This window comes from Deinococcus sonorensis KR-87 (assembly GCF_040256395.1).
Lineage (GTDB): Bacteria > Deinococcota > Deinococci > Deinococcales > Deinococcaceae > Deinococcus > Deinococcus sonorensis.
Genome location: NZ_CP158300.1, coordinates 400,418 through 417,621, shown reverse-complemented (window position 1 = coordinate 417,621; position 17,204 = coordinate 400,418). Strand labels below are relative to the sequence as shown.

The 17,204-nt window shown below is 69.6% G+C and carries 11 protein-coding genes; 6 read left to right on the top strand and 5 right to left on the bottom strand.

The features are described 5' to 3' along the window. Positions 1-23: 23 nt before the first annotated feature. The 3 genes from ABOD76_RS21890 (at position 24) to ABOD76_RS21880 (ending at position 3,944) form a co-directional block, all read left to right on the top strand. Entirely contained in the window at positions 24-1,790 is a 1,767-nt protein-coding gene (locus tag ABOD76_RS21890; RefSeq protein ID WP_380130038.1) for an ABC transporter substrate-binding protein, read from the top strand. Positions 1,791-1,872: 82 nt separating this feature from the next. Beyond that, positions 1,873-2,844 (top strand): ABC transporter permease, encoded by a 972-nt coding sequence (locus ABOD76_RS21885; RefSeq protein ID WP_350245483.1) that lies wholly within the window; start codon positions 1,873-1,875, stop codon positions 2,842-2,844. Beyond that, entirely contained in the window at positions 2,841-3,944 is a 1,104-nt protein-coding gene (locus ABOD76_RS21880; protein ID WP_350245482.1) for an ABC transporter permease, read from the top strand. Before ABOD76_RS21885 ends, ABOD76_RS21880 begins: the two co-directional genes overlap by 4 nt. A 130-nt stretch (positions 3,945-4,074) precedes the next feature. Here ABOD76_RS21880 and ABOD76_RS21875 read toward each other — a convergent pair whose 3' ends face one another. Further along, positions 4,075-4,854, bottom strand: a complete 780-nt coding sequence (locus tag ABOD76_RS21875) for a hypothetical protein (protein ID WP_350245481.1) — start codon at positions 4,852-4,854, stop codon at positions 4,075-4,077. 106 nt (positions 4,855-4,960) lie between these two features. Here ABOD76_RS21875 and ABOD76_RS21870 point away from each other — a divergent pair, with 106 nt between their 5' ends. Further along, positions 4,961-5,752, top strand: coding sequence for a phosphotransferase family protein (locus ABOD76_RS21870; protein WP_350245480.1), 792 nt, complete (start codon positions 4,961-4,963; stop codon positions 5,750-5,752). Positions 5,753-5,910: 158 nt separating this feature from the next. On the opposite strand, the gene ABOD76_RS21865 is transcribed toward ABOD76_RS21870, so the two are convergent. The 4 genes from ABOD76_RS21865 to ABOD76_RS21850 all read right to left on the bottom strand — a co-directional run bounded on the left by ABOD76_RS21865 (position 5,911) and on the right by ABOD76_RS21850 (position 10,089). Then, a complete protein-coding gene (locus tag ABOD76_RS21865; protein WP_350245479.1) occupies positions 5,911-6,507 on the bottom strand; it encodes a helix-turn-helix domain-containing protein in 597 nt (198 codons plus the stop codon). 26 nt (positions 6,508-6,533) lie between these two features. Further along, entirely contained in the window at positions 6,534-7,490 is a 957-nt protein-coding gene (locus tag ABOD76_RS21860) for a S1C family serine protease (protein WP_350245478.1), read from the bottom strand. A 77-nt stretch (positions 7,491-7,567) separates the two neighbouring features. Next, on the bottom strand, positions 7,568-8,815 hold the full coding sequence (locus ABOD76_RS21855) for a glycerate kinase type-2 family protein (RefSeq protein ID WP_350245477.1): 1,248 nt from the start codon (positions 8,813-8,815) through the stop codon (positions 7,568-7,570). Between the two features lie 11 nt (positions 8,816-8,826). After that, complete coding sequence (locus tag ABOD76_RS21850) at positions 8,827-10,089, bottom strand: thiolase family protein (RefSeq protein ID WP_350245476.1); 1,263 nt, start codon at positions 10,087-10,089, stop codon at positions 8,827-8,829. Positions 10,090-10,418: 329 nt separating this feature from the next. On the opposite strand from ABOD76_RS21850, the gene ABOD76_RS21845 reads away from it, so the two are divergent. After that, a complete protein-coding gene (locus ABOD76_RS21845; RefSeq protein ID WP_350245475.1) occupies positions 10,419-12,161 on the top strand; it encodes an alpha/beta hydrolase family protein in 1,743 nt (580 codons plus the stop codon). A 267-nt stretch (positions 12,162-12,428) separates the two neighbouring features. Beyond that, positions 12,429-17,192: a glutamate synthase-related protein gene (locus ABOD76_RS21840; protein ID WP_350245474.1), complete on the top strand. Its 4,764-nt coding sequence runs from the start codon at positions 12,429-12,431 to the stop codon at positions 17,190-17,192. Positions 17,193-17,204: the final 12 nt, after the last annotated feature.

Here is a 17,204-nt window from a genome sequence, read left to right as displayed (position 1 = left end):
CTGAGGAGTACGAAGGAGAAGCTATGCGACCGATGCGCACCCTGGCCCACCTGACCCTGCCGCTCGCGGCCATCACCCTGCTGAGCGCTGCTCTGGCCGCGCCGAAGAAGGTGAGCGGGTACGACAAACTGGGCGTGGTCGCCGGCAAGACCGGCGGCGACATGACGCTCGCCCTGGGGGACAGCCCCCAGAGCCTCAACTACTACGGCGCCATCGACAACAACCTGGGCCTGATCTCGCAGCAGCTGTTCGACGGGCTGGTGGAGTTCAACTTCTCCACCTACAAGCTGGAACCCGCCCTGGCCGAGAGCTGGACCGTCAGCCCCGACGGCAAGACCTACACCTTCAAGCTGCGTCAGGGCACCAAATGGAGTGACGGCCAGGACTTCACGGCCGACGACGTGGTGTTCACCTACGACCAGATCATCGAGAACCCCGAGGCGCGCGCCGGTGACGCCGCGACCTTCATGCAGAACGGCAAGAAGATCGTGTTCAAGGCGCTCGACAAGAACACCGTGCAGGCCACCCTCAGCCAGCCGGCGCCCGCCTTCCTGCTGCAGATGCGCAACTTCATCATGCCCAAGCACAAGCTGCTGAAGTACAGCGTGGAGGGCGGCGCGAAGGCCGCCGACATCAACAACGCGTGGCCCACCAACGTGGCGCCGGCCGAGGTGGTCGGCACCGGCCCCTTCAAGCTCAGCAGCTACACCGCCGGCCAGAAGGTCAGCCTGACGCGCAACCCCAACTACTGGAAAGTGGACGCCAAGGGCACCAAGCTGCCGTACCTCAACAGCCTGAGCTTCCTGATCATCCGCGACCCGCAGCAGCAGGTGGCGCAGTTCCTGGCCGGCAACATCGACCAGCTGAACATCAGCGGCTCGCAGTTCCCGGACCTGAAGCAGAAGGAGGTGGCGGGCGCCCCCTTCAAGGTGATCCGCAGCACCGCCCTGTTCGGCAGCCCGCCGTTCCTGGCCTTCAACTTCGACGCCAAGGATGCGGCGCTGGCCAAGGTCTTCAGCGACCTGCGCTTCCGCACGGCCATCCAGTCGGCCATCAACCGCCCGCGCCTGATCGACACGGTGTACAACGGGCTGGCCACCCTGCCGGGCCACGGCGTCGCGCCGGCCAACACCGCCTTCTACGCCAACACCAAGTCGTCGCTGGGCAGCTTTGACCTGAAGGCCGCCGGCGCCGCCCTGGACGCGATGGGCCTCAAGGTGGGCAGCGGCGGCGTGCGGACCCTGCCGAACGGCAAGCCGCTGGAATTCGACCTGACCTACGGCACCGACAGCAGCACCTACCCGGCCATCGCCACCATCCTGCAGAACGACTTCAAGCAGATCGGTGTCAAGATGAACCTGCGCGGCATCCTGGCCAAGAACCTGCTGTCCACCGGTCTGAGCGGCGACTACGAGGCGATTCTGCACGCCTTCGGCGACCAGCCGGACCCGGAACTGCGCCGGCCCATCTGGGAGCCGGGCGGGGCGCTGTACTACTGGCACCGCAGCCTGCAGCCGGCCCAGGACGGCGGCACGCCCAACGTGGCGCGCATGCAGCCGTGGGAGAAGGACATCTACAACATCTTCGAGCAGGCCGCCGTGTCGCCGAACCCGGCCACCCGCAAGGCGCTGTACACCCGCTGGCAGCTGTTGTTCGCCCACAACCTGCCGGTGATTCCGCTGCTGAAGCCCGACAACATCGGGGCGATCAGCAACAAGTACGGCAACTACGTCTACAACCTCGGCGTGATCCCCGGGTACAACCCGGTCCCGCTGATCTACCAGAAGTAAGACGCTTCTCTGCGGCAGCGGGTGAGTCGGGAGCGTGCCAGCTCCCCGCCCGCTGCCGCCCTGTGTGTCTGGAGGAGGCCGTGTGCTGAACTTTGTCATCCGCCGGGTGCTCGGCATGATTCCCACGCTGCTGATCATCAGCGCCCTGTGCTTTTTCGTGATCAAGCTGCAGCCCGGCAGCTTCACCGACCAGTTCCTGGAAGACCCGCGCTTCACCCGCGAAACGGCCGCCGCCATCTCACGGCAGCTGGGCCTGGACCAGCCGCCGGTGATCCAGTACCTGCACTGGCTGTGGGGCGTGATCACCCGGCTGGACTTCGGCTACAGCTTCCTGCAGAACCGCCCCGTCGTGACGGTGATCGGGGAGCTGCTCGGCTGGACCGTGTTCGTGGCGCTGATCACCCTGCTGGTCAGCTGGGTGGTGGCGATTCCGCTGGGCATCTACACCGCCTTTCGCCGCCACAGCGCCGGCGCGCAGGTGGCTAACGTGCTGGGGTACGTGGGGCTGGCCATTCCGGACTTTCTGGCCGCGCTGCTGCTGGTGGCGCTGGTGCTGAAGTTCGGCGGGCAGAACGTGGGCGGCCTGTTCAGCCCGCGGTACATCGGCGTGCCGTGGAGCTGGCCGCGGGTGCTGGACCTGCTCAACCACCTGTGGATTCCGGTGCTGGCGGTGGGGCTGGAAGGCGTGGCGGGCCTGATGCGCCAGATGCGCGCTTCCATGCTGGACGTGCTGGGCCAGGACTACGTGCGCACTGCCCGCGCCAAGGGCGTGGCCAGCAACCGGGTGGTGTGGAAGCACGCGGTGCGCAACGCCATCAACCCGCTGATCAGCCTGGCGGGACTGAGCCTGCCCAGCCTGATCAGCGGCACCATCATCATCAGCATCGTGCTGAACCTGCCGACCATCGGGCCGCTGCTCTACGACAGCCTGGTGAACAAGGACCAGTACACCGCGCTGACGCTGCTGATGCTCAGCGCCTTCCTGCTGCTGATCGGGAACCTGCTGGCCGACGTGGCGCTCGCGTGGGCCGACCCGCGCGTGAGGTACGCATGACCGCCGTGCCGGACGGCAGCCCGGTGCGGGCCGCCGGGCCACTCAGCCTGGCGTGGCGGCGCTACCGCCGGTCACGGATGGGCGTGGTGGGCGGCTGGCTGCTGATCGTGCTGTACCTCAGCGCGCTGTTCGCGGGCTTCCTGTCGCCGTACAACATCACCACCCAGCACCAGGGCAGCGAGTATCAGCCGCCCCAGGCGATCCATGTGATGTACCAGGGGCGGCTGCGCACGCCGTTCGTGTACGGCTTCACCCAGAAGCGCGACCCGGTGACGTTCGCCCGCAAGAGCGTGGAGGACCGCGCCAATCCCCTGCCGCTGCGGCTGTTCGTGCACGGCGAGCCGTACCGCTTCTTCGGCATTCAGACCGACCTGCACCTGTTCGGGGCGCAAGGCGGCAACTACTACCCCTTCGGCACCGACCAGCTGGGCCGCGACCTGTTCTCGCGCACGCTGGTCGGCGGGCAGGTCAGCCTGACGGTGGGCCTGATCGGGGTGCTGCTGTCGTTCGCCATCGGCATTGTGATGGGCGGCCTGAGCGGCTACTACGGCGGCGTCATCGACAACCTGATTCAGCGGGTGGTGGAGGTGCTGCTCAGCTTCCCGCGCCTGCCGATCCTGCTGGCGCTCAGCACCCTGATTCCGGCGCGCTGGCCCAGCACCTGGGTGTACCTGGGCATCGTGGCGGTGCTGGCACTGATCGGCTGGGCCGGACTGGCGCGGGTGCTGCGCGGGCAGGTGCTGTCGCTGCGGCAGGTGGAGTACGTGTCGGCGGCGCAGGCCATCGGCGCGCGCGACCTGCGGGTGATCCTGCGGCACATCACGCCCAACCTCAGCTCGTTCCTGCTGGTCACGGCGACCCTCTCGCTGCCCGGCTACATCCTGGGCGAGAGCGCGCTGAGCTTCCTGGGCCTGGGCATCAAGGAACCGATGACCAGCTGGGGCCTGCTGCTGGCCGATGCCCGCCGCGAGGGCTTCCAGACGCTCAACCTGTACCCCTGGCTGCTGCTGCCGGGCCTGTTCCTGTTCGTGACCATCCTGGCCTTCAACTTCTTCGGTGACGCTCTGCGCGACGCCGCCGACACCAGCAACCGTACCTAGCCGGGTCAGAACGGTGGCCTGACCCTCCAGATGAACTTCTATGCCCCTGTGGCCTCCCAGTTGCTCATGTCCTTGAGCAGGCGGGATCCGCAGGGGCGTTGCTCTGCCCGGCCGGTGGCCGTCAGATCCGTCAGGCTCGGTCTGCCATAATCCCGGCATGCACCTGCCGGATGGCGGCGGCGATGGCCGGGTTGACGGTCACGTGGGCTTCCAGCCACGCGAGCATGGCCAGCGCGGCGTCGGGCGTTCCCAGGTAGCCGGGGGCAAAGGCCATCAGGAGTGCCGCCGCTTCCGGATGGCGTTGCTCCAGGCGACGTTCCGGTGCGAAGGGGTCCGGCTGGCCTGCACCGCCGCCCTCCTGACGGGCCATCAGCTGCAGCACCCGGTCCAGCGCGTACCCCTGGACAAAGCGGAGGGCAGACAGCCGCTCGCCGCGCCGATACCGTTGCAGCCCGACCAGGAGGTTGGTCAGCGCCTCCCCGGTCACCCACTCCAAGGTAGTTTCCGGGTGGTGAGATGTGGCCAGCGGCAGCGCGATGGTCTCGGGCACCCCCGGTTTCTTCCAGACGACCCGGCCCGGTGCGAAGGGAATGCCGGCCAGCTCGGGCGGTTCGAACACCGCGAATTCACAGAAGACGCCGTCGCTGAACAACCACTTGTACCCGTCGGGTGTGTTCTGAAAGAAGTAGGCGTCGGAGGCGGCCTCCGTCATCCACGACAGGTCCGCCAGGAGGGCGCCTTTCTGTCCGTCTTCCGCGATCACGAAGAAGTCCAGGTCGGAATGGGCGTCAAGCCGCTCCAGCTCCAGTCCAACCGAGCCGAGCCCGATCAGGGCTTGTGCTTTGCCCGTCCGGGCCAGGGAAGCGGCGATGGCGGACAGACGTTCGAGCAGGCGGGCAGGCGTGGGCATCCGGTCAGCTTAGCGGCTGCCAGGAAGGGGAGTGGGTCCAGGGCGAGGTCAACACGTGAGGTGTGCTCCTGCTGGCTCTGCTGCCGCGCCCGTGAATACTGGGCGCATGGAGCCCCCGCGCCCGTACGCCGTGTCCCTGACGCTCGCCGACCTTCCGGATGAGGTCCGGGCGATGCTCGCCGCCGACACGCCGCTTCAGGAGCCTCCGCGGCAGGGCCGCACCTCCCGCGTCGCCTTCGCGCTCGACGCCAGCGGCCGCCCCGTGGTGCTCAAGCGCTCTGTCGGACCACACCTGGAGGTGATCCGGCGCGAGCATCGCGCGCTCTGTGCCGTCCACCCGCTGGGCGTGCCGGCCCCTGAGCCCCTGCTGTTCCTCGAGCGGGCCGCATCGGCCGGGCTGGAAGGCTGGCTTATGACCCGTCGCCTGCCCGGCATAACCCTGGAGGCGGCGCTCGGTGCCGAGCTCGACCGTGCGGGGCGCACAGCGCTCCTCACAAACTTTGGTGCACACTTGGCGCGGCTGCACGCCACGCCGCCCCCTCCTGGCTTAGGTGGCCACGACTGTCTGGAGACGGTGCTGGCCTCCGCGAGGCGCCTGAACCCAGCGGCGGACGTGGCGCGGTTCGACCCGCGACGGAACCGGCCACCCGCGCCCGTCGCGCTGGCATTCATCCACGGTGATCTGTTCCTGGTCAATGTGATGACCGAGGGCGGGCGCGTCACGGGCCTGATCGACTGGTCGTTCGCGGAGGTCGGTGACCCGCGCTCCGACGTGGCGGTGGCGATGCATGGCCTGACACGGGCCGATCAGGCGGCCTTTGCTGAGGGATATGGACCGGCGGGGCGACTGACGCCCGCAGAGGCAGCGTACTTCGTGGAACTCGCGCTGCTCTTCTGAGTCACGCCGCACGAGTGACGAGCGGCGTCGAGTGGGCTCGATGAGGCCGCCGATGATCGGAAAGGCAAGGCCCAAAAGCCACGGTTCCGACCTGGCCCCCACGCAACGCTTCCCCGTGCACAGCTGCAGGCGTTCGAAACCGTATGCTCCCCGTGCCCTTAGACGCTCACCAGCCCCAGCTGGATGCCGCGGGTGACGGCGGCTGTGCGGCTCGCCACCTCCAGCTTGCTGTAGACCGCCTGCACGTGGAATTTCACGGTGCTTTCCGCCACCCCCAGCGCGCGTGCCAGCCGTTTGTTGCTCAGCCCCTCCGCCAGCAGGCGCAGCACCTCCCGCTCGCGGGGAGTTAGGCTGACTTCCTCCAGCGGCAACTCCAGCGGCTCGTCGTCCGGCTCGCTGTCCAGGCGGCGCGCCAGGGCTGCCGGAAGCACCGCCAGCCCCGCGGCCGCACCCAGCACCGCCGCCAGCAGTTCGGCCGGAGCCGGGTCGGCCGGCAGGGCCGCCCAGCCGCCCACCACCAGCTCCGGCAGCAGGCTGGCCCACACCACCGAGCCGAGCGCCACCACCCCGCCCGGCGTGCCGGCCAGGGCCGGGTCCGGCAGCCAGCTGTCGTCAATCAGCAGCACCTCGCCGCCGGACAGCACCAGCGGCACCCCCGCCTGGGTCAGCAGGGCCTGCAGCCCCGCCCGCAACAGCCCGGACCCCACCGCGACCTGCACGGTGGGGAAGGAGCCGGATGCCGCCCGGGTCGCCATACCGGATGGTACCGGCTGGGCCATGCTCAGCGCTCTCCCACCGTCAGCGTCACGTCGTGTTCCTGGCCGCCGCGCAGCACCCGCAGCGTCAGGGCCTCGCCCGCCCGCTCCCGCACCTGCGCCGTCAGTTCGTGCGGATGACGGATCGCGTCACCGTCCACGGCCAGCAGCACGTCGCCCTTCAGCAGACCCGCCTGGGCAGCCGGGCTGCCCTCGTCCAGCTGCACCACCGTCAGGCCCACCCGGCCACGCCGGGGCCCGCGCGGCCCGCCCTCCCGGCCCCACGGACCACGGGGACCGCCACGCGGACCGAAGTCGCCGCGCGGGCCGGGGCCACGCCGCTGCTCCTCCTGAGCTCCAGGCACCTGTGGCTCCCGCTCTTCCGGGAAATGCACCGGCTGGGTCGCCACGCCCAGGTACCCGCGCGGCACCCGGCCGTCCTGCGCCAGCAGCGCCGCCACCTTCATGGCCCGCTCGACCGGCACCGCCAGCAGCGTGCCGCGCTGCACGCCGGCGTTCAGCACGCCCACCAGCTGACCGGCTGCGCTGACCAGCGCTCCGCCGGTCACGCCGCGGAACGGCTCGGCCCCGGCCGGCATCCAGCCGCGTTCGGGCCGGCGCTGCACCAGCCCCAGGCTGGCCTGGACACCGTGTGTTGGCCGGCCCACGGCCAGCAGCAGCTCACCTACCCGCAGCTCCCCGGCCGCCGCCAGCGGTTCGAGGTCCAGCCCGTCCACCCGCAGCAGGGCCAGATCGGTGGCAGGGTCGCGGCCGGCCACGGTGGCGCTCAGCTCGCGGCCATCGGCAGTCCGCACCTTCACGTCGTCGTCGTGCAGCACGTGGGCGGCGGTGAGCACCTGGCCCGGAGCCACCACGGTGCCGCTGACGGGGCGGCCGCCCAGCACCATCACCACGCTGCGGCTGGCGGTTTCGACCGTGTCGGCCAGCCCGGAAGAAAGATCCTGAATCGTTGTGTTTGTCATGTCCCCAGGATGCGCCGGGCCCCCGGGCCGCCGCGCCGGGCGAACGGCGGGGCCGGCATCCCCACCATCCGGAGGGGTCAGCTGGGCGCGCGCAGCAGGCAGCGCACATCGTTGACGTTGGTGCCAGTCGGGCCGCAGCGGATCAGGTCGCCCAGCCGCCCGAAGAAGCCGTGCGCGTCGCTGCCGTCCAGAGACGCGCGGGCGTCCAGGCCCAGCCGCGCCGCGCGGGCCAGGGTGTCGGGGGTCAGGATTGCTCCGGCCGCGTCGCTGCTGCCGTCAAGGCCGTCCGAGTCGGCGGCCAGCGCGTACACCCCGGTATCCTCCAGCGCCAGTGCCAGCAGAAATTCCAGGTTCCGTCCGCCGCGCCCTGCGCCGGGTCGCACCACGGTGGTGGTTTCGCCGCCGCTCAGCAGCGCCTCGCCGGGGTCCAGTTCCCTCGCCAGCTGGGCGTGCTGCCGGGCTGCCTCCCGGGCCGGACCGGTCACGTCGTCCCGCCAGATGCGGGCCGGCCATCCGGCCTGCTGCAGGTGGGCTGCGGCCGCCTCCAGCGCCGTGCGGTTTCGCCCCACGATCCGGTGCGTGACCCGCTCAAATAGAGGGTCGTCCGGCTTGGGCGTGTCGGGGTGCAGCCCGGCCGCCCCCTCGGTCAGCCAGACCCGGGCTTCCGGCGCCCGCAGCCCAAAGGCCTCCAGCACTGCCAGGGCGTCCCGGTCGCTGCTGGGGTCCGGCGCGGTGGGGCCGCTGGCGATGCTCGACAGATCGTCGCCCACCACATCCGACAGCACCAGCGAGACCACACGGGCTGGGGCCGCCGCCCGCGCCAGCTGCCCTCCCTTGACGCGGGAGAGGTGCTTGCGGACCACGTTGATCTGCTGAATACTTGCGCCGGACGCGAGCAGCTGCCGGGTCAGGTCCGCCTTCTGGTCCAGCGTGACGCCGGCCGGGGCACACAGCAGCGCCGAGGCCCCTCCGGAGATCAGGCACAGCAGCAGGTCGTCCGGCGAGAGTGCCCGCACAGCGTCCAGCACCGCCGCGCCGGCCCGGACGCTGCCCTCATCGGGCGTCGGATGCCCTGCCCCGAGGACGTGCAGCCCCGGCAGCGAACCGGTGGCCTGGGCGTGCGGCGCCACCACCACGCCGCTGACAGGGCCGTGCAGCTGCCCCATCACGGCGGCGGCCATGCCCGGCGCTGCCTTGCCCACGCTGACCAGCACCGTGCGGCCCCGCACTTCCGGGAGCGTCAGGTTCGCCAGCACCCGGTCCGGCTGGCTGGCCTGCACGGCGGCCTGAAAGGTCGCCCGCAGCAGCTCGCGCAGCGGATCCACGGCGAAACCAGTCAGAGCCGCTCGATGAGGGCGGCCTCACCCTGACCGACGCCGACGCAGAGGGTGGCCAGGCCATAGCGGCCCCCGGTGCGGGCCAGGTCATGCGTCAGCGACACGATCAGCCGCGCCCCGCTCATGCCCAGCGGATGGCCCAGCGCCACCGCCCCGCCACTCACGTTCACCCGCGCCGGGTCCAGCTGCAGCTCCCGGATGCACGCCACCGCCTGCGCCGCGAACGCCTCGTTCAACTCCACCAGATCCAGGTCCGCCACACTCAGCCCGGTGCGCGCCAGCAGCTTGCGGGTGGCGGGAATCGGCCCCAGCCCCATCACGCGCGGGTCCACCCCAGCCGCCGCACCCCCCACCCAGCGGGCCAGCGGCCGCACCCCCTGCTCGCGCGCGGCCTTGGCACTCATCAGCACCAGGGCGGCCGCCCCGTCGTTCAGGCCACTGCTGTTCCCGGCCGTCACGCTGCCGCCCGCCCGGAAGGCCGGTTTCAGCCCGGCCAGCGTCGCCGCGTCGGTGGTGACGGTCACCTCCGCGCCGTCCACCCGCACCCGGGGGTGTTCGTCCGTGTCGAACACGGTGGGGCCGCGCTTGCCCGGCACCGCCACCGGCACGATCTGCTCCCGGAAGTGCCCGGCGCGGAGGGCGTCCGCGACGCGTCGCTGGCTCTCGAGCGCGTAGGCGTCCTGATCCTCGCGGGTGATCTCGCCGCCCGCGAGCTGCCCGGCGCGGCTGCGCTCCACGATGTTCTCGGCCGTCTGCCCCATCGCCTCCAGCGGAAACAGCGCCTCCATCGCGGGGTTGGGGAAGCGCCAGCCGAGGGTGGTGTCGTAGGCGGTGACGTTGCCACTGGCGAACCCTTGCGCGCCCTTGGCCATCACCAGCGGGGCGCGGGTCATGCTCTCCACTCCGCCCGCCACGTACACGTCGCCGTCCCCGTTGCGGATGGCGCGGGCGGCGGTGTTGATGGCGCTGAGCCCACTGGCGCACAGCCGGTTGACGGTCAGGCCGGCGATGGTGTCGGGCAGGCCGGCCAGCAGCAGGGCCATGCGCGCCACGTTGCGGTTGTCCTCGCCCGCCTGGTTGGCGCAGCCGAGGATCACCTCCTCGATCTGGTCCGGGGCGACGCCGCTGCGCTGCACGGCGGCGCGGATCAGCTGAGCGGCCAGGTCGTCGGGCCGGACGCCACTCAGGCCGCCCCGCAGGCTGCCGATCGCGCTCCTTACGGCAGAAACAATCACCACATCGTGCTCTTGCAGGTCTGGCATATACGTCCCTTTCGTACGGCCCGCAGCGGAACCGCCCCACGTTCGTTTGGGGCGGTCGTCCGCTGCTGAAGGCCGGCTATCCCGTACAGACTACAAGCCGTGTCGGGGGCGGTCCAGTGCTAGTGCGCCGGGTGTCATGAACAGATGTTCATAAGGCTTGACATTCTGTTCGACAGATGGTCAGATCAGCTGGAACACAAGGAGTCGTAGGGGTTTCCGGCCGTGGCTGGCTCCGGTGACGTGGCAGCGGCGCAGGCCTGCGCGGGTCTGCTGCGCCCGGCCGCCAGGCCTTCCAGCGGACCTGCCTGACGCAGGAGAAAGAACGGTACATGGTGAGAAGACCCGCAGGTTTGTTCTGGCTGGGCGTGCTGCTGGTGCTGGTGGGCGGGCTGATCGCCTCGCTGACCCAGACCGCCGGACGCACGATTGCGGTGCGCGACGTGCGCTTCATGGGCGCCAACGGCAACCAGCTGAGCGCGCTGCTGTACATCCCCAGAGGCGTCACGGCGGCCAAACCGGCCCCCGGCATCCTGGCGGTGCACGGCTACATCAACTCGCGCGAGGTGCAGACGGATTTCGCCATCGAGTTCGCCCGGCGCGGCTACGTGGTGCTCTCAATGGATCAGGCGGGCCACGGCTACTCGGACGCGCCCGCGTTTGCCAACGGCTTTGGCGGCCCGGCCGGGCTGGCCTACCTGCGCAGCCTGGACGTGGTGGACAAGAACAACATCGGCCTGGAGGGTCACTCGATGGGTGGCTGGACCATCCTGAACGCCGCTGCCGCCTTCCCGGACGGGTACAGGAGCATGGTGCTGGAAGGGTCGTCAACTGGGTCCGGCTTTGCGCCGGAAGGCACCCCCACCGCCCCGCGCAATCTGGGCCTGGTGTACAGCCGGTACGACGAGTTCTCGGTGCTGATGTGGAACGTGGCGCGCGCCCAGGACGTGACCGGCAGCGACAAACTGAAGAAGGTCTTCGGCACCACCGAGACCATCACGCCGGGCCGGATGTACGGCGACGTGGCGGCCGGCACCGCCCGGATGCTGTTCACCCCAGCCACCACCCACCCCGGCGACCACCTGTCGCGCGCCGCCATCGGAGACGCGGTCCGTTGGTTCCAGCAGACCCTGACCGGCGGGACGCCGCTCCCGGCCAGCAACCAGATCTGGCCCTGGAAGGAATTCGGAACCACGCTCGGCTGGATCGGCTTCGTGCTGCTGGTGCTGGGGACCGGCGGCCTGCTGCTCAACACCCGCACCTTCGCCAGCCTGAACCGCGTGCCGGGCGAGCCGCGGGGCATGGTGGGCGGCGCGTGGTGGGTGGGCGCCCTGCTGATGCTGGCCATTCCGGTGTTCACCTACTTCCCTTTCTTCCACCTCGCCGACCGGATCATCAAGCCCGGCTGGCTGTGGCCGCAGACCATCACCAACGAGATCATGCTGTGGGCCGTCCTGAACGCCGTCATCAGCCTGATCCTGTTCCTGGTGTGGCGCGCCACCTCGCGGGCCCGGCCCTCCGGCGCGGCCGATGACGGGCGGAGCGGGCCGGAAGACCGCACCGGGCCGGAGGTGGGCAAGGCCGCCCTGCTGGCCCTGGCGTCGGTGGGGGTGGGCTACCTGTCGCTGGCGCTCACTGACTTCTTCTTCAAGGTGGATTACCGCTTCTGGTTCGTGGGCCTGAAGCTGATGAACACCGGCCAGTTCCGGATGTTCCTGAGCTACCTGATTCCGTTCACGCTCTACACCCTGATGGCCGCCACCGTGCTGCACAGTCAGATGCGCCGCAGCCGCCGCGACAACATGCTGGTCAATGTGGCGCTGATGGCCGGCGGATTCCTGTTGTTCCTGCTGGTGGAGTACGGCACCCTGTTTGCCCGCGGCGCGCTGTTCTCGGCCGGTGAGCCGCTGAATGTCATCGTGGCCATCCAGTTCCTGCCGATCCTGGCGCTGCTGGGCATCTTCATGAGCTACTTCGCCCGGCACACCGGCCGCATCTATGCGGGCGCCTTCGTGGCCTCGCTGTTCGTGACGTGGTACATCGTGGCGGGACAGGCCACCCAGGTGCCGCTGTAACACCCGGCACCCGACAGCGGCCGGAGCGAGAGGTCCCCTGATTGGGGGCATCCGCTCTGGCCGCGTTTGGCGTCGCCGAGATCCGCACCGGAAGAATGCGCGCCAGCACGTGATCCAGCGAGCCCAGCCCGTCTCATGAAGCACGGTATCTGGCGGCGGTACCCCTTTAGTGTCAGGAACACATAAACAACTTCCGGCAAGGGGGCAAAGGGGCATGTATCGTTCAGCTCAGAGACGCTTGATGCGGAAGCGAGATCGGAGCGCCACATGGAGAAGCCCAGCACGCCCAGCCCCACCGCCCCTCTTCAGCCGCAGGTTCAGGCGGCTGAACTCGCTCAGGCCCGCCAGCACGGGCTCTATACCGCTCAGGAGCACGACGCCTGCGGCGTGGGCTTCGTGGCCCACATCAAGGGCCAGCGTGCCCATCACATCATCCAGCAGGGTCTGAAAATCCTGGAGAACCTGGACCACCGGGGCGCGGTGGGCGCCGACCCGCTGATGGGCGACGGCGCCGGCATCCTGATCCAGATTCCGGACGAGTTCTATCGTCGCGAGATGGCCCGGCAGGGCGTGACGCTGCCGCCGCCCGGCGATTACGGCGTGGGCATGATCTTCCTGCCCAAGGAACAGGCCTCGCGTCAGGCGTGCGAACAGGAGCTGGAACGCGCCATCCAGCGCGAGGGACAGGTGCTGCTCGGCTGGCGCGACGTGCCGGTCAACCGCGACATGCCGATGAGCCCCACCGTGCGCGCCAAGGAGCCGGTCATCCGGCAGGTGTTCGTGGGCCGCGGCCCGGACATCCTGGTGCCGGACGCGCTGGAGCGCAAGCTGTACGTGATTCGCCGCAGCGCCAGCAACGCCATCCGGCATCTGCGGCTCAAGCACGGCGGCGAGTACTACGTGCCGTCCATGAGCTGCCGCACCGTGATCTACAAGGGCCTGCTGCTGGCCACCCAGGTGGGCGAGTACTACCTGGACCTGCAGGACCCTGCGGTGGTGTCAGCGCTGGCGCTGGTGCACCAGCGCTTCTCCACCAACACCTTCCCCGAATGGCCGCTGGCGCACCCGTACCGCATGGTGGCGCACAACGGCGAGATCAACACGGTCAAGGGCAACTTCAACTGGATGCGCGCCCGCGAGGGCGTGATGAAGAGCCCGGTGCTGGGCGACGACCTGAACAAGCTGTACCCGATCAGCTTCGAGGGCGAGTCCGACACCGCCACCTTCGACAACGCGCTGGAACTGCTGACCCTCTCCGGCTACCCGATGGCGCACGCCGCCATGATGCTGATTCCCGAGGCCTGGGAGCAGCACGGCGGCATGGACGAGCGCCGCCGCGCCTTCTACGAGTACCACGCGGCCATGATGGAGCCCTGGGACGGCCCGGCCGCGATGGTCTTCACCGATGGCCGTCAGCTGGGCGCCACGCTGGACCGCAACGGTCTGCGCCCGGCCCGCTACCTGATCACCAACGACGATCTGGTGGTGCTGGCCTCCGAGAGCGGCGTGCTGCCGATTCCGGAGCACAAGGTGGTGCGCAAGTGGCGGCTGCAGCCGGGCCGCATGTTCCTGATCGACTTCGAGCAGGGGCGCATCATCGAGGACGATGAGCTCAAGGCGCAGTACGCGGGCGCCAAGCCCTACCGCCAGTGGATCGAGAACGTCCGCATCCGCCTGGACACCCTGGAGGGGAGCGGCGACGTGGGCCGCTTTCGCGAGAGCCGTCTGGACCGTCAGCAGGCCTTCGGCTACACCCAGGAGGACCTCAAGTTCCTGATCTCCCCGATGGCCGCGCTCGGCGAGGAGGGCATCGGGAGCATGGGCAACGACTCGCCGCTGGCAGTGCTGAGCAGCCGCAACAAGCCGCTGTACAGCTACTTCAAGCAGCTGTTCGCCCAGGTGACCAACCCGCCCATCGACCCGATCCGCGAGAACATCGTGATGAGCCTGGTGTCGTTCATCGGCCCCAAGCCGAACCTGCTGGACATCAACGCCGTCAACCCGCCGATCCGGCTGGAGGTGGCGCAGCCGATCCTGAACTTCGACGACATGGCGCGGCTGCGCGGCATCGAGCGGCGCACCGGCGGCAAGTTCAAGCCGTATGAGCTGGACATCACCTACCCGGTGCAGTGGGGCAGCGAGGGTGTGGAGGCGCGGCTGGCCTCGCTGTGCGCCCAGGCGGTGGACGCCATCCGCGGCGGCCACACCATCCTGATCATCACCGATCGCCGGATGGACCGCGACAACGTGGCGATTCCCTCGCTGCTGGCCCTGTCGGCCATTCATCACCACCTCGTGCGCGAGGGGCTGCGGACGCTGGCGGGGCTGGTCGTGGAGACCGGCGACGCCCGCGAGGTGCATCACTTCGCGGTGCTGGCCGGCTACGGCGCCGAGGCGATCCACCCGTACCTGGCGCTGGAAACCCTGATCGAGCTGCACACCGACCCGCTCGGTGAGATCAGCGCCGACAAGGCCATCTCCAACTACATCAAGGCGATCGGCAAGGGCCTGTCCAAGATCATGTCCAAGATGGGCATCAGCACCTACATGAGCTACTGCGGGGCGCAGATCTTCGAGGCCATTGGCCTGAACCGCGAGCTGATCGACCGCTACTTCACCGGCACGCCCACCCAGGTGGAGGGCATCGGGGTGTTCGAGGTGGCCGAGGAGCGGCTGCGGGTCCACCGCGCCGCCTTCAGCACCGACCCGCTGCTGCAGAGCATGCTGGACGTTGGGGGCGAGTACGCGTGGCGCGCGCGCGGCGAGGAGCACATGTGGACACCCGACGCGATCGCCAAGCTGCAGCACGGCGTCCGCAGCGGCCGCTACGACACCTACGCCGAGTACGCCCGCATCATCAACGACCAGAGCCGGCGGCACATGACCCTGCGCGGGCTGTTCGAGTTCCGGCTGGACCCCGCGCAGGCCATTCCAGTGGAGGAAGTGGAACCGGCCTCCGAGATCGTGAAGCGCTTCGCCACCGGGGCCATGAGCCTCGGATCCATCAGCACCGAGGCGCACACCACCCTGGCCGTCGCCATGAACCGCATCGGGGGCAAGAGCAACACCGGCGAGGGCGGCGAGGACCCGGCCCGCTACCGCGCCGAGCTGCGCGGCGAGCGCATTCAGGCCGGCACCCGCGTGGGTGACGTGCTGGGCGCGGGCCGCCTGCTCACCGACTACGAACTGCAGGACGGCGACAGCCTCAGGAGCCGCATCAAGCAGGTGGCGTCGGGCCGCTTCGGGGTGAACGCCGAGTACCTGTCCAGCGCCGACCAGATTCAGATCAAGATGGCGCAGGGGGCCAAGCCCGGCGAGGGCGGGCAGCTGCCGGGCGGCAAGGTCAGCGAGTACATCGGGATGCTGCGCTACTCGGTGCCGGGCGTGGGCCTGATCTCGCCGCCGCCGCACCACGACATCTACAGCATCGAGGACCTCGCGCAGCTGATCCACGACCTCAAGAACGTCAACCCGCGCGCCGACATCAGTGTCAAGCTGGTCTCGGAGGTCGGCGTGGGCACCATCGCGGCGGGCGTGGCGAAGGCCAAGGCCGACCACGTGGTGATCGCCGGCCACGACGGCGGCACCGGCGCGAGCCCCTGGAGCAGCATCAAGCACGCCGGCACCCCCTGGGAGCTGGGCCTCGCCGAGACGCAGCAGACGCTGGTGCTCAACCGCCTGCGTGGCCGCATCCGGGTGCAGGCCGACGGCCAGATGAAGACCGGCCGGGACGTGGTGATCGGGGCGCTGCTGGGCGCCGACGAGTTCGGCTTCGCCACCGCGCCGCTGGTCGCAGAGGGCTGCATCATGATGCGCAAGTGCCATCTCAACACCTGCCCGGTGGGGGTGGCCACCCAGGACCCGGAGCTGCGCGCCAAATTTTCTGGCCGGCCGGAGCACGTCATCAATTTCTTCTTCTTCGTGGCCGAGGAAGCGCGGCAGATCATGGCGCAGCTGGGCGTCCGCACCTTCGAGGAACTGGTGGGCCGCAGCGACCTGCTGGACCTGCGCCCCGGCATCGAGCACTGGAAGGCGCAGGGCCTGGACTTCAGCCGCATCTTCTACCGGCCCGCGCTGGACGGCGAGGTGGATCACCGCCACACCGGCACCCAGGACCACGGGCTGGACCGGGCGCTGGACCATAAACTCATCGAGCAGTGCCGGCCGGCGCTGGAGCGCGGCGAGCCGGTCAAGATCCTGCAGGACGCCCGCAACGTCAACCGCACCGTGGGCGCGATGCTCTCGGGCGAGCTGGTGCGCCGCCGCCCCGAGGGGCTGCCGGACGACAGCATCTTCATTCAGATGGAGGGCACCGGCGGCCAGAGCTTCGGCGCCTTCCTGGCCAGCGGCATTACGCTCTACCTGATCGGCGATGCCAACGATTACACCGGCAAGGGGCTGTCGGGCGGGCGCATTGCCATCCGGCCCAGCATCGATTTCCGGGGCGACGCGCCGAAGAACATCATCGTGGGCAACACGGTGCTGTACGGCGCGACCGGCGGCGAGGCCTTCTTCCGGGGCGTGGCCGGCGAGCGCTTCGCCGTGCGGCTCTCCGGGGCCACGGCGGTGGTGGAAGGCACCGGCGACCACGGGTGCGAATACATGACCGGCGGCACGGTGGTGGTGCTGGGCCGCACCGGGCGCAACTTCGCGGCAGGCATGAGCGGCGGCGTGGCGTACATCCTCGATGAGGACGGTCAGTTCCGCAGCCGCTGCAACCCCAGCATGGTGGCGGTGGAGCCGCTGCTCAGCGGCGAGCGTCAGCGCGCCGAGCAGGACCCGGCCACCTTCCACCAGGGTCAGACCGACGAGGACCAGCTGCGCCGCCTGCTGGAAGAACACCACCGCTGGACCGGCTCGCTGCGGGCCCGCAAGATTCTGGATCACTGGGACGCGGCGCTCGCCAAGTTCGTCAAGGTCTTCCCGCACGAGTACCGCCGCGCGCTGACCGAACTGAACCGTGAGCGCATCGACCACGCGACCGAGCCGGCCTCGCAGGGCGGCGTGGCCGTGACGCCCAGCACGCACTGAGCGCAGGAGCAT

Coding starts and splice junctions, on each gene's coding strand:
- ABOD76_RS21870 (WP_350245480.1), top strand. CDS start 4,961: ATGGAGCCCCCGCGCCCGTACGCCGTGTCCCTGACGCTCGCCGACCTT.
- ABOD76_RS21840 (WP_350245474.1), top strand. CDS start 12,429: ATGGAGAAGCCCAGCACGCCCAGCCCCACCGCCCCTCTTCAGCCGCAG.
- ABOD76_RS21860 (WP_350245478.1), bottom strand. CDS start 7,490: ATGACAAACACAACGATTCAGGATCTTTCTTCCGGGCTGGCCGACACG.
- ABOD76_RS21890 (WP_380130038.1), top strand. CDS start 24: ATGCGACCGATGCGCACCCTGGCCCACCTGACCCTGCCGCTCGCGGCC.
- ABOD76_RS21875 (WP_350245481.1), bottom strand. CDS start 4,854: ATGCCCACGCCTGCCCGCCTGCTCGAACGTCTGTCCGCCATCGCCGCT.
- ABOD76_RS21880 (WP_350245482.1), top strand. CDS start 2,841: ATGACCGCCGTGCCGGACGGCAGCCCGGTGCGGGCCGCCGGGCCACTC.
- ABOD76_RS21850 (WP_350245476.1), bottom strand. CDS start 10,089: ATGCCAGACCTGCAAGAGCACGATGTGGTGATTGTTTCTGCCGTAAGG.
- ABOD76_RS21845 (WP_350245475.1), top strand. CDS start 10,419: ATGGTGAGAAGACCCGCAGGTTTGTTCTGGCTGGGCGTGCTGCTGGTG.
- ABOD76_RS21865 (WP_350245479.1), bottom strand. CDS start 6,507: ATGGCGACCCGGGCGGCATCCGGCTCCTTCCCCACCGTGCAGGTCGCG.